Origin of the sequence: Kitasatospora sp. NPDC096204, assembly GCF_044763205.1 — a bacterium.
Taxonomy (GTDB): Bacteria; Actinomycetota; Actinomycetes; order Streptomycetales; family Streptomycetaceae; genus Kitasatospora.
This window is the reverse complement of the sequence record NZ_JBIWFT010000002.1, coordinates 317392-330052: the sequence shown is the minus strand read 5'-3', so window position 1 is coordinate 330052 and position 12661 is coordinate 317392. Positions and strand designations below refer to the sequence as shown.

The 12661-nt window shown below is 73.5% G+C and carries 8 protein-coding genes; 6 read left to right on the top strand and 2 right to left on the bottom strand.

The features are described from left to right. Nucleotides 1-181: 181 nt before the first annotated feature. Complete coding sequence (locus ACIQ87_RS03190) at nucleotides 182-649, bottom strand: GreA/GreB family elongation factor (protein ID WP_402400718.1); 468 nt, start codon at nucleotides 647-649, stop codon at nucleotides 182-184. Nucleotides 650-818: 169 nt separating this feature from the next. Continuing rightward, nucleotides 819-2969 (bottom strand): UvrD-helicase domain-containing protein, encoded by a 2151-nt coding sequence (locus ACIQ87_RS03185; RefSeq protein ID WP_402400715.1) that lies wholly within the window; start codon nucleotides 2967-2969, stop codon nucleotides 819-821. Between the two features lie 257 nt (nucleotides 2970-3226). Between ACIQ87_RS03185 and ACIQ87_RS03180 the strand changes: the two genes are divergently transcribed. From ACIQ87_RS03180 to ACIQ87_RS03155, 6 genes are all read left to right on the top strand, one after another. After that, complete coding sequence (locus tag ACIQ87_RS03180) at nucleotides 3227-4669, top strand: glyceraldehyde-3-phosphate dehydrogenase (RefSeq protein WP_402400712.1); 1443 nt, start codon at nucleotides 3227-3229, stop codon at nucleotides 4667-4669. Between the two features lie 131 nt (nucleotides 4670-4800). After that, a complete protein-coding gene (locus ACIQ87_RS03175) occupies nucleotides 4801-5598 on the top strand; it encodes a hypothetical protein (RefSeq protein WP_402400710.1) in 798 nt (265 codons plus the stop codon). 197 nt (nucleotides 5599-5795) lie between these two features. Then, nucleotides 5796-6491 carry a zinc ribbon domain-containing protein gene (locus tag ACIQ87_RS03170; protein ID WP_402400707.1) on the top strand — a complete coding sequence of 232 codons (696 nt, stop codon included), beginning with the start codon at nucleotides 5796-5798 and terminating at the stop codon, nucleotides 6489-6491. An 83-nt stretch (nucleotides 6492-6574) separates the two neighbouring features. Continuing rightward, entirely contained in the window at nucleotides 6575-7615 is a 1041-nt protein-coding gene (locus tag ACIQ87_RS03165; RefSeq protein WP_402400704.1) for a hypothetical protein, read from the top strand. 120 nt (nucleotides 7616-7735) lie between these two features. After that, nucleotides 7736-9643, top strand: a complete 1908-nt coding sequence (locus ACIQ87_RS03160) for an HSP90 family protein (protein WP_402400701.1) — start codon at nucleotides 7736-7738, stop codon at nucleotides 9641-9643. Next, a complete protein-coding gene (locus tag ACIQ87_RS03155) occupies nucleotides 9643-12609 on the top strand; it encodes a hypothetical protein (RefSeq protein ID WP_402400699.1) in 2967 nt (988 codons plus the stop codon). Before ACIQ87_RS03160 ends, ACIQ87_RS03155 begins: the two co-directional genes overlap by 1 nt. Nucleotides 12610-12661: the final 52 nt, after the last annotated feature.

Genomic DNA, 12661 nt, shown 5'->3' with positions numbered 1-12661 from the left:
CCCCGTTCCCGACTTTCCGGCCATTCCTGGATTTCCGCAGGTCCAGTGTGTGGTCCGTCGTCCCGGAGCGTCAAAGAGGCAATTCCTGTGAGCCGATAGGCGGCGCCTATCGGCGAATTCCCGAACGCCCTTCCAGGAATGTCCCGGACGGGCGATCGGGAATTCCGCGATTCCGCCCGGGTTACGCCGCGTCGCCCACCGACAGCACCACCGCGCTGTCCGCGCCGGCCGGAGTCTCGTAGTGCACCGTCTCCCCGGCGTGGCGGCCCAGCAGCGCCTTCCCGAGCGGGCTGTCGAAGGTGACCAGGGTGAGGTCCCGCTCCTCCGCCAACTCCGAGATCTCGACGGTCTCCTCCGTGCCGTCGCCGAACCGCACGGTCACCGTCGACCCCACCCCGACCACGCGCGTGGACGGCTCCCCGGCCACCTCGGCCTCCCGCAGGCGCGTCTCCAGCTCGGTGATCCGCCGGTCCAGCCGGGTCACCTCCGAGGCCCGCTGCAACTCGTCCGCCGCGTCCGCCCGGTCCCCCGTCGGCTCCACCCCGCGCAGCGTCGCGGCCACCTTCCCCCGCTCCACCCGCAGCTGCGCCAACTCCTCCCGCACCGCGCGCAGACCCTCGGCACTGATCGGTTCCGGCCCACCGCTCATCCCAAGCTCCCGGGGCTGCTCGTCAACGCTCGAACACCGGCCGTCTCCCATTACCCCACCCGACGGGGACCGGGGCAACTTCCGGGCGGATCGACCGCCTTCGGCGCCTCACCGAGCGTCACCCGCGGTCCTGTGCTCCCGCGGTCCCGCAGTCCCGCGGCCGCGCGGGTCACCGGGCCGGCGAGTGTGCCGGGACGACCGGTTCGAGGAAGTCGCTGGGTGCCCCGTGCCAGGAGACGAAGAGGGCTTCCCGCGCGCGCGTGCACGCCACGAAGAGCAGGCTCAGCTCGCTGTCCAGGTCCTCGCGGTGCTGCAGCGGGTCCGTGTCCTGCGGGGTGACCGCGCTGGGCATGGGCAGCATTCCGTCGCTCACGCCCGCCACGGCGACGCAGCGGAACTCCAGCCCCTTCATCCGGTGCATGGTCCCGACCCGGACACCGGGGGAGGGCGCGTCGCCGAGCAGGTGGGCCGGCGTCCCGCTCCGCTCCAGGGCCCGGACGATGTCGCGGCCGAGCCGGGCGGTGCGCACGGCGACTCCGATGTCCGCCGGGCTCACGCCCGAGGCGGTCCACTCCTCGACGCGCGCGACGAGGGCCCGGATCTCCTCGGCCTGGTCGGGGTGGCCGAACACCTCGGGGTGCGCGCCGTGCAGGGTCGAGTGGTAGCCGGCCAGCGAGTCCTCGCCGCCGTCCATGTCGTCCGGGCGTTCGCCGGTGAGCAGGGACGCGGACCAGCTGAGGATCTCCTGCGTCGTCCGGTAGTTGATCCGCAGGCGGAAGGAACGGCCGACCACCTGGATGCCGAGCGAGCGCAGCGAGACCTTGTTCCGGTAGATCCGCTGGTGCGGATCGCCGGCGAGGAACAGGTCGTCCGGCCCGACGGCCACGAGCGCGCGTAGGAACCGCCACTGGACGGGGTGGAGGTCCTGCGCCTCGTCGATCACCACGTGCCGGAACGGGCGGGCGTCCTGGTCGTCGAGGGCCCGCGCGGCCTGCGCGCAGACCTGGAGGTACGTCAACTCCCCTGCCTGGCGCAGCTCTTCCTCGAACGCGGCCACCACCCGCCACAGCCGGGTCCGCTCCGCGGCCCCGAGGGCCTTGCCGCGGCCGGAGCGCGGTGCCCGCAGGTACTGCTCGTGGCTCCCGATCGCCTGGGCCAGGACGACCTGGCGCCACTCCTGGTCGAGGAACACGTCGGTGAACTCGGCGCCGAGCCGACGGGTGACCCGTCCCCAGCGGGCGAGGACCGCGTGCTGCTGGAAGAGGACCTTCGCCGGGGCGCCGCGGGGGGAACGCCGCAGGACCTCCTCGGCCAGCGCGTCGACGGTGACCACGCGGACCTTCGCCAGGATCCGCTCGTTCGTGACGAGCAGTGCGAGGCAGCGCTCCAGCTCCGCGGCGAGGTCCTCGGAGAAGGTGGTCAGCAGAATCGATCCGTCAGGCGCGTCCTGCGGCAACCGGCGTGCCAGGTGGTACGCCCGGTGCAGGGCCACCACCGTCTTCCCGGTCCCGGGACCACCCGTCACCCGGGCCGGCCCGCTGTACGACTCCCGGTAGGCGACCCGGTACTGGGCCGGGTGCAGGAAGATCCGCCAGGCGTCGAAGGGGCGTTCCAGGATCTCCAGCAGCTCCTCGGGCCCGGACACCAGGGCGACCCGGCCGCGCGCGCGGGCCATCGCCGAGACCAGACCGCCGGCGGGCTGCTCGACGCTCGTGGGGGCGGCCGCCCGGGCGTACGCCTGGACGATCTCACGGTCGATCTCCGCCGGCTCCATCCCGCTCGCGAGGCCGATCAGGACGTCGAACTGCTGCTCCGGCAGCACGCGGTGGAGCGCCTCCAGGTGGGCCTCGTCGGGGAGCAGCCGGATGATCGGCAGGATCTCCTCGTCGACGCCCAGACTGCGCAGGACCTTGTCGGAACGGTCGGCGAAGAGCCTCCGGGGTTCGTCGGCGGCCAGCACCCTCAGCGACCGGGAGGCCCGTTCCAGCGCGACGTCGTTGCGGATCTCGACGCCGTGGGTGGCGGCGTTGACCGAGGCCCGGTGCTTGGCGGCCCAGTCGTTGGCCTTGTCGTGCGGAAGGACCTTCAGCAGCAGGTAGCCGTCGCCCCGGTCGGCCTTGAGGACGACCCCGCGCCAGAAGTCGGTGATCCGGATGGTCCGGATCCGTGGGTCCCGCTGGTTGGTGAGCTTCTCCAGGTGCACGCCGGTGTGGGTGGCCCCGGTGAACTTCTCGAAGGTCTCGAAGACCCGCCGCTGCACCGGCTTCTCCAGCGCCGCGAACTCCATCAGGAAGTCCCGGTGCATGCCCAGCGTCGCCACCCCGGCCCCCCTCGCGCTCCCGGCCCGTCCGCGCGGCCGGGCAGTGCGCCTCACTGTACTGGCCCCGGTGATCACTCGCGGCGGGCCGTCCGGCGGGGGCCCCTGCGGGGTGGCGGTGATCACCTTCGGGGGCGGGGCGGGGGGCGAAAGCGCAGGTCGGGGGCGTGGACGGGGAGGGCCGGGCGGGGACCGGCGGTCGGGGCGCGGGCGGGCGAAGCTACCATGTGGGCAACACCCTCAGCTCGAAAGATGGACTTGTGACTGTCAACGACGACGTGTTCACGGACTGGAAGAACCGCGAGGAGATCGCGGAGTCGATGATCCCGATCATCGGGCGCCTGCACCGGGAGCGGGACGTCACCGTCCTGCTCCACAGCCGGTCCCTGGTGAACAAGTCGGTGGTCAGCATCCTCAAGACGCACCGCTTCGCCCGGCAGATAGCCGGCGAGGAGCTCTCGGTCACCGAGACGATGCCGTTCCTGGAGGCCCTGACCGCCCTGGACCTCGGCCCCTCGCAGATCGACCTCGGGATGCTCGCCTCGACCTACAAGGCGGACGACCGGGGCCTGTCGGTGGCGGAGTTCACCGCCCGGGCCGTCGTCGGCGCCACCGGCGAGAACAAGCTGGAGTGCCGGTCCGGGCAGGACGTCGTGCTGTACGGGTTCGGCCGCATCGGCCGTCTGGTCGCCCGCCTGCTGGTCGAGAAGGCCTCGGCCAACGGCCTGCGGCTGAAGGCCATCGTCGTGCGCAACAGCGGCGGTGACGACCTGGTCAAGCGCGCCTCGCTGCTGCGCCGTGACTCCATCCACGGCCAGTTCCAGGGCACGATCACCGTCGACGAGGCGAACAACAAGATCATCGCCAACGGCAACGAGATCACGGTGATCTACTCCGACGACCCGACCAAGGTCGACTACACGGAGTACGGGATCAAGGACGCGATCCTGATCGACAACACCGGCCGCTGGCGCGACCGCGAGGGCCTGTCGAAGCACCTGCGCCCCGGCATCGCCAAGGTCGTGCTGACCGCGCCGGGCAAGGGCGACGTCCCGAACATCGTGCACGGCGTGAACCACGACACGATCAAGCCGGACGAGCAGATCCTGTCCTGCGCCTCCTGCACCACCAACGCCATCGTCCCGCCGCTGAAGGCGATGGAGGACGAGTACGGCGTGGTCCGCGGCCACGTGGAGACCGTCCACTCGTTCACCAACGACCAGAACCTGCTGGACAACTACCACAAGGCCGACCGCCGTGGCCGCTCGGCGCCGCTGAACATGGTGATCACCGAGACCGGTGCCGCCTCGGCCGTCGCCAAGGCCCTGCCGGACCTCGAGGCGAAGATCACCGGCAGCTCGATCCGCGTCCCGGTGCCGGACGTCTCCATCGCGATCCTCAACCTCCAGCTGAAGCGGGAGACCAACCGCGAGGACGTCCTGGAGTACCTGCGGAACGTCTCGCTGACGTCCCCGCTGAAGCGCCAGATCGACTTCACGGACTCGCCCGACGCCGTCTCCAGCGACTTCATCGGCTCGCGCCACGCCTCCATCGTGGACGCCGGCGCGACCAAGGTCGAGGGCGACAACGCGATCCTCTACCTGTGGTACGACAACGAGTTCGGCTACTCGTGCCAGGTGATCCGGGTCGTCCAGTACATCTCGGGCGTCGAGTACCCGACCTTCCCGGTCCCGGCGGTCTGACCCACCGGTAGGGCAGGACGACACGGCAGTGCGGTGGGGCGGTGACCGATCGGTCACCGCCCCACCGGCGTTCGGGGGACGGGCTGCGGCTATCTTGAGCAGTCACTGACAGGACTGGGGAGGCGACGGGGATGGGTGGTCGGCGGGTGCTCGCCGCGGTGGCGGCGGCCGGGGTGCTGACGGGTGTGCTGACCGGGTGCTCCTCCGGGGGGTCCGACAGCCGTGGCGGGACGGCGGCTTCGGCCGCGTCCGGTCCGGCGGCGGCGCTGTCGGCGGCGCCCACGGCCTCGGCGGCCGTGGCCGCACCCGGGTCCGCCCCGGCTGGCGCCGACGCCCCCGGGGCGCCCCCGGCGGCCGCCTCCGCTTCGGCCCCCGCACCCGCCCCGGCCGCCGAGGCGCCGCACGGGGACCTGGAGGCGGCGCTGCTGGACGACAAGGTGGTCGGACAGGTGCTGCCGGACGCCAGGGCGATGCCCGGGTGGGAGGAGGAGAAGCGCAGGGTCGACACCGCCGACCACAAGGTCACCTGCGCCGGCGCCGCGGCCGCCTCCTGCGCCGGAAAGCCGCTGAGCGGGTCGGTCCGGTACTCCTCGGGGGACGTCGTCGTGCGCTTCCTGGTGGACACCCTGCCCAGCCGGGACGCGGCGGCGCAGCGGCTGAAGGAGAACTACGCCTCGTACGCCGCCGGGCCGTTCAGGAAGGTCGACACCCCGGCGCTGGGCAGCGAGAGCCAGGCCTTCCAGGGGCCGCTGGCCGAGGGCGAGGGCGTCGGCATCGTGGTGCGCTCGGGCACCGTGGTGGCGAGCGTGACCAGCGAGGGCGGTCCGGTGGACGTGGCCGCCACCCGGCGGTTCGCGGTGATGCTGGTGCAGCGGATCGAGCAGGCGCAGGCCGGGAAGACGCCGGACGCCGGGCTCGCCGCGGGCTGAGGCTCCCTCCCCGCACACGCAGCGCGCTGGGCTGGGCAAACGGATGTCAGTCGACCTCGATCTGAATTGAGCGCAGACCCCTTGCTTCGGCTTGAAGTCGGCTCTCCGCCAGCCGAAGCCGTGAAGCGGCGCGAGTCGCTGCGTTGTCAGTGACATGCACTAGATTGATCACAGCTGCAGAAGGGGGGTGTTCCGCGATGTTGTCCGGGCGTCGATACCGGCTTGTGCTCGACTCGGCGCAGGTCGGGTTGTGTGAGCTGTTCGGCGACGTCTGCCGGGTGGTGTGGAACACCGCGTCGGAGCAGCGACGGGAGTATCGGCGGCGGGGTGCGTGGATGGACTACGTGTCGCAGGCCGCCGAGCTGGCGGAGGCGAAGCGGGAGTTCCCGTGGCCGGCCGATGCGCCGTCGCATGTGTTGCAGCAGACCCTGCGGGATCCGGATCGGGCGTGCCGCGAGCACGGGACGTTCAGGGTTCGGTGGCGGTCGAAGGCCCGCTGGTTGCCGTCGTTCCGGTTTCCGGCCGGGAACCGGGTCATCCTTGACAAGGGCTGGCACCTGTTCGAAGTCGCGCTGCGCAACGCGGCGCGTACCACCGGCACCCGCGTGGTGCTGGTGAATCCCGCGTACACATCGCAGACCTGCCATGCCTGCGGGCATGTGGATCCGAAGAACCGCAAGAGCCAAGCGGTCTTCGAGTGCACGGCCTGCGGGCACGGGGACCATGCTGACGTGAACGCCGCGAAGAACATCCTCAACGCCGCAGGGCATGCGGTGTCAGGGCGTGGAGACCTCGCCACGAGGCGGTCCGAGAAGCGCCAACCACCGGCGACGCGTACACGCACAGGGCGAAACCCCCGTGCGGCACGGGCGGCCGGAACCCCTGTGCCTTAGCACGGGAGGAAGCCAAATGTACCTATCTCGTGGCCACTGTTCGGTCATGTGAAAGATTCCGATGACGTTCGAGGGGGCCAGACATGCCGCTGTTCCGACGCCGTTCCGGTGGGGAGGGCGCGCAGGGCGGAGCCGGGCGGCGCGGGTTCGGCTTCGGTCGCCGGGGCACCGGATCGCCCGCGGCGGCCGGTGCCGGCGAGCCGCGGCTCGACCCGACGTACGGGGACGAGACGGCGCGCCTGGCGCTCCGCCAGGCCGCCGCCGGGGACTGGCCCGCGCTGCGCCCCGTGCTGGCTGCCGCCGACGGCGCCGACCTGTCCTTCCTGGTCGGGGCGATATCCGACGTACCCAGGGTCGAGCAGTGGACGGCCCGCGCGCTGGCCGACACCCCGGACGACGCGCTGCTGCTGGTGCTGTCCGGCGCCCGGCACGTCGTCTGGGGCTGGGAGGCCCGCACCGGCGCCCGCGCCAAGGACGTCACCGAGGAGCGCTGGAAGGTGTTCCACGAGCGGCTGGACACCGCCGAGGAGCAGCTGCTGGAGGCCGCCGAGCGCGAGCCGTCCTGGCACGCCCCCTGGAGTTTCCTGCAGAGGAGCGCCATGGGAGCCTCGCTCGGCGCGGACGTCGCCACCGTCCGCTTCGAGGCCGCCGTGCGCCGTGCGCCCGGGAACGCCGGCTCGCACCGGACCCGGCTGCAGCAGCTGAGCGCCAAGTGGGGCGGCTCGCACGAGGAGATGCACGAGTTCGCCCGCACCGCGATGCTCGCCGCCCCCGAGGGCAGCCAGCTCGGCGAGCTGGTGGCGCGCGCACACCTGGAACACTGGCTGGCCCTCCCGGACGGCGAGGACGGCGCGTACCTGACCAGCCCCGCCGTGGTGGGCGAGCTGCAGGAGGCGGCCTTCCGGTCCGTCCTGCACCCCGACTTCACGCCGGTGCGCGGCTGGCAGGCGAGCTTCAACGCCTTCGCGATGGCCTTCTCCCTCGCCGGCCAGCCCAAGACGGCACGTCTGCTGTTCGAGGCGCTGGACGGCTTCGTGACCGAGTCGCCGTGGCAGTACCTGTCGCGTGATCCGGTCAAGGCCTTCCGCGCCCACCGGGACCGCTGCACGTCGTACTGGCGCTGAGCCGTACGTCGGCGCCGGCACCCGCCCGGCACCGGCACCCGCCCGGCGCCGGCACCCGCCCGCCGTTTGTCCGCCACCCGCCCACCACCGTCATCCACCCCGCGATCGAAAGAGCCTCCGGTGTCCCCTACCGACAACCCGACGAGTGCGCACACCTTCCAGGTGGACCTGCGCGGCCTGGTGGACCTGCTCTCCCACCACCTCTACTCCAGCCCGCGGGTGTACCTGCGCGAGCTGCTGCAGAACGCGGTGGACGCGATCTCCGCCCGCCGCGCCCTCGACCCCGGGGCGCCGGCCAGGATCACCGTCCGCGCCGACGACGAGCTGTCCGTCACCGACACCGGCATCGGCCTGACCGAGCAGGACGTCCACACCTTCCTCGCCACCATCGGCCGCAGCTCCAAGCGCGACGCCGACGGCCGGCTCGACGGCGCCGGACTGGCCCGGGCCCGCGGCGACTTCATCGGCCAGTTCGGCATCGGCCTGCTCGCCTGCTTCGTGGTCGCCGACGAGATCACCGTGGTCACCCGCTCCGCCGCCACCCCCGACGCCCCGGCGATCGAGTGGCGCGGCAGCTCCGACGGCAGCTACACCATCCGCACCCTGCCCGCCTCGGCCAAGCCCGAGCCCGGCACCACCGTCACGCTGGCCCCGCGCGCCGACGCCGTCGAGTGGACCCGCCCCGGCCGGGTCGTCACCCTCGCCCGGGACTTCGGCAGCCTGCTGCGCCACGACGTCACCGTTATCGACGGCAACGGCACCGAGCACCGGATCAACCGCACCCCGCCGTGGGCCGAGCGCCACGCCTCCCCGATCGCCCGGCGCGACGCCCTCACCGAGTACTGCCGCGCGGCCTTCGACTTCACCCCGCTCGACACCATCGAGCTGGACCTGCCGCTGGTCGGCCTGCGCGGTGTCGCGTACGTCCTGCCGGACGCCGCCCCGCCCTCGCGCCGCAACGGCCACCGGGTGCACCTCAAGGGCATGCTGCTCTCCGACCAGGCCGACGAACTGCTGCCGGACTGGGCGTTCTTCGTCCGCTGCGTCGTCGACACCGACGGGCTGCGCCCCACCGCCTCCCGCGAGGGCCTGTACGCCGACGAGACGCTGGCCGCCGTCCGCGACGCGCTCGGCGCCCGGATCCGCGACTGGCTGACCGGCCTGTCCGCGAGCGACCCCGCCCTGCTGCACCGCTTCCTGTCCGTCCACCACCTGGCCGTCAAAGAACTCGCCCGCTACGACGACGAGTTGCTGCGGATGATGCTGCCCTGGCTGCCGTTCGAGACCACCGACGGCAACGTCACCCTGGACGAGTTCGCCCGCAGCCACCCGGTGGTGCTGGTGACCCGTACGGTCGAGGAGTTCCGGCAGGTCGCCCCGATCGCCGGCGCGGCCGGACTCGGCGTGGTCAACGGCGGCTACACCTACGACCACGACCTGGTGCACCGGCTGCCCGAGATCCGCCCCGGGGTCTCCGTCTCCGACCTCGACCCGGGCACCGTCACCGCGCACCTGGACACCGTCGACCCGGCCGCCGAACTGGCCGCCAACGCCTTCCTGACGATCGCCCGCGAGGTGGTCGGCCGGTTCGACTGCGACGTCGCGCTGCGCAGCTTCCACCCGACCAACGCGCCCGCCCTGCTGCTCGACAACCGGGAGGCCAGGCACGAGCGCACCCGCGCCGAACTCGCCGACGAGGCCGACGGGTTGTGGGCCGACATCCTCGGCTCGCTGCGCGCCGAGGCGCCCCGCGCCCAGCTGGTGCTCAACCACCTCAACCCGCTGGTGCGCCGCGCCGCCACCGTCACCAGCCGCGAGCTGGCCGTCACCGCCGTCGAGGCGCTGTACGGGCAGGCCGTGCTGATGACCCGCCGTCCGCTCAAGGCCAGCGAGTCCGCCCTGCTCAACCGCTCGTTCATCAGCCTGCTCGACCACGCCATGCTCGGCCACGAGGCGGCGGCCGCGGCGGGTTCCCCCGGCGTCGAGAAGTCCGGCGTCGAGAAGTCCGACGGCGAGAAGGAGGCGTGATGCTGGACACCCCCGACGCGGTGATGGCCGCGCTGCGCGAGAACGACGCCCGCCCGTACGGCCGGACCAGGACCGTCACCGCCGAGGAACTCGTCGACGCCGCCGAACAGTTCGAGGACACCGGGGTCCGCTCGATGGCCCTGCTGGAGCTGATGGAGGCCTACGAGTACGACGGCGAGCGCAGCAAGAGCCCGGTCGTCTTCGCCCGCATCCTCAAGCTCTGGGACACCGACCCGGACGGCTTCGGTGAATGGTCCCGGCACCAGGTGCTCTGGCGCTTCAAGTGGGTCGCCGACGCGCTCAAGGACACCCCGGACGTCCCGCTCGCGGCGATCCGGCGCTGGCACACCGAGCTGCGCGACCGCTACCGCGCGGCCGGCCACGACCTCCAGCCCTACTACGCCCAGCGCTACCACCTGGCCGTACAGACCGGCACCGGGGTGCAGGACGCCTACGAGCTGTGGGCGGCGCGCCCGCGCTCCGAGCTGAGCGACTGCCACGCCTGCGAGACCCGCGCCCGAGCCCGGCACTTCATCGCCGCCGGGGACGACGCCCGGGCACTGGAGGTGCTCGCCCCGGTGCTGGACGGCCGCAGCGGCTGCGAGCAGGAGCCCCACCTCAGCCAGGCCACCGCGCTGCTCGCCCAGCTGCGCCAGGGCCGGCTGGACGAGGCCGTCTCCGGCCACCTCGCCGGCTACCGCAACTCCCGCGGCAAGGCCTCGATGCTGAGCGCCCTCGGCCTGCACGTCGAGTTCTGCGCGCTGTCCGGCAACGAGCCGCGCGGCCTGGAGCTGCTCGCCGAGAACCGCGGCCTGTTCGCCGTCACGGGGGACCCGGCGGCCCTGCTGGACTTCCTGACCGGCGTCGAGGTGCTGCTCGGCCGGCTCGCCCGGACCGGCCACGGCGACCTGGCGGTCAGCGGCCCGGCCGGCACCACCTGGACGGTGGACTCCCTGCTCGCCCACGTGCGCACCGAGGCCGACGCCCTGGCCGCCCGCTTCGACGCCCGCAACGGCACCGACGCGGTCGGCGCCGCGCGGCGCGCCCGGCTGGCCGCCGAGCCGCTGCTCGCCGAGCCGCTGGCGTTGGGCGTGCGGGCCGCCGCGGCGCCTGGGCTGTCCGCCGCCCCGGCCGTCGCCCCCGCGCCGCGCCGGGCGGTCGAGCCGGAGCCGGAGGACTTCACCGCCCTGGTGCTGCGTGCCCGCGAGCTGGAGGTGCTCGGCCACCCGGACTCCGACCGGCTGTGGAAGCGGGTCGCCGAGCGCGTCGGGGCCGCCGGCTTCGTCCATCCGGAGAGCGCCGAGCTGGGCGGCCCCGAGCGGCTGCGCGCCGAACTCGCCGAGCAGCGCGCCCACGAGGCGCTCCAGCGCGACGCGTACGCCGAGGGCAAGGCCGGACTGTTGGCCGCCGCCGACCTGTTCGAGGAGGCGGGGCTGGCCGGGGCGGCGCTGATGTGCCGCACCCGGACGCTGATCGCGGACCTGGACGAGAGCGACGGCGACGTCGACGGAGACGTCCAGGGTGACGGTGACGGCGACGGCGAGGGCAGCGGCGCCCGGAGGCCCGACTGGGCGGCGCTCGACGCGGCGCTCGTCCGGGCCGAGGAGCTGCGCGCCGGCGGCGAACTGACCGACGACGACTACCTGATCGTGCTGCAGACCCGCGCCTACGCCGCCCACCACGACCTGGTCGAGGCGCTGCCCGAGCCCGCCGCCGAGGTGGCCGAGCGCTTCGAGGCGGCCGTCGGGGCGTACCGGCGGGCGGCCGTGGAGCTCGGCTCCGAGCGGCGGGCCGCCACCTCCCGGCAGTACACCGCGGACGCCGCCGCCCGGGCGGGCCGGATGGCCGAGGCGAAGGCCGAACTGCGTGAGGTGCTCGCCCGGTTGGACGCCGCCGAGCTGCCCTGGCACACCCCGCGGGTGCTCGGCCTGCTGGGCCAGGTGCTGCTGCAGAGCGACGAGCCCGGCCCGGCGGTCGAGGTGTTCCACCGGGCGCTGGCCGAGGCCGTCCGCTGGGGCGACGACTCCTACCCGTTCGCGCCGACGTACATGATGCTCGGCCACTCCTGCCTGCGGGTGGGCGACCTCGGCGGCGCGGTCCGCGCGCTGTCGGAGGCGGCCGCGCGCTACGACCGCAAGGGCGCCGAGGCGGTCGAGGAGGCCGCCCAGGTGCGCCTGCAGCTGGCCGACGTGCTGCGCGACACCGGCCGGCCGGCGGACGCGGTGGCCGTGCTGGAGTCGGTGCTGCTGGACGCGTCGGCGGCCCGCTTGGACGGCCGGATGCTCGCCCAGGCCCGGCTGGACCTCGCCCGGGGCCTGTCCGAGCTGGAGGAGTACCGGGACGCCGCCGAGGAGTACCTGCGGCTGGCCGACCAGGTGGCCGGCTGGGAGGAGCAGGAGACCCACACCATGGTCGCCTGCGAGGCCACCGTGGCGCTCGCCCGGGCCGAGCGCTGGGACGCCGCCGACGCGGCGCTCGCCCGGGCCCGCGAGGCGCACGGCAAGGCCCCCCAGGTGGACCAGATGGCCGCCACCCTGCGGGAGTTGGTGCGGCTGACGACGCGGGCCAAGGGCGAGGAGGGGCTCTCGGCCGCGCTCGCCCTGCTGGCCGAGGCGGACGCGATCGGCGAGGCCGCCGAGCGGGCCGGCGCGGAGTACAACTCCTGGTACCTGCGCGGTGGTTCGCACTACGAGCGGGCGCGCGCGCTGGCCGTCGCCGGGCGGCACGAGGAGGCGCTGGCCGAGGTCGAGCGGGCCATCCCGGAGTACGAGGCGGGCGGCGGGCAGGCCGAGTCGCCGCGGGCTGAGGCCGTCCGGCTGGCCGCGTTGATCGAGGGCAGCGACCTCGGCCGCACGGACGCGGCGGTGGCCCGGCTGACGGCCGGCATAGCGCGCTGCGAGGCGGTCGGTCTGCCGGAGGCCGCGGAGATCCTGGCGGACCTGCGGGAGCAGTTCGCGGGCGAGTGACGCCCCGCGTCCTGTCGGTGCGGCGGGGGCCCGGGCCCCCGCCGCACCGACG

Coding starts and splice junctions, on each gene's coding strand:
- ACIQ87_RS03170 (WP_402400707.1), top strand. CDS start 5,796: ATGTTGTCCGGGCGTCGATACCGGCTTGTGCTCGACTCGGCGCAGGTC.
- ACIQ87_RS03190 (WP_402400718.1), bottom strand. CDS start 649: ATGAGCGGTGGGCCGGAACCGATCAGTGCCGAGGGTCTGCGCGCGGTG.
- ACIQ87_RS03165 (WP_402400704.1), top strand. CDS start 6,575: ATGCCGCTGTTCCGACGCCGTTCCGGTGGGGAGGGCGCGCAGGGCGGA.
- ACIQ87_RS03155 (WP_402400699.1), top strand. CDS start 9,643: ATGCTGGACACCCCCGACGCGGTGATGGCCGCGCTGCGCGAGAACGAC.
- ACIQ87_RS03175 (WP_402400710.1), top strand. CDS start 4,801: ATGGGTGGTCGGCGGGTGCTCGCCGCGGTGGCGGCGGCCGGGGTGCTG.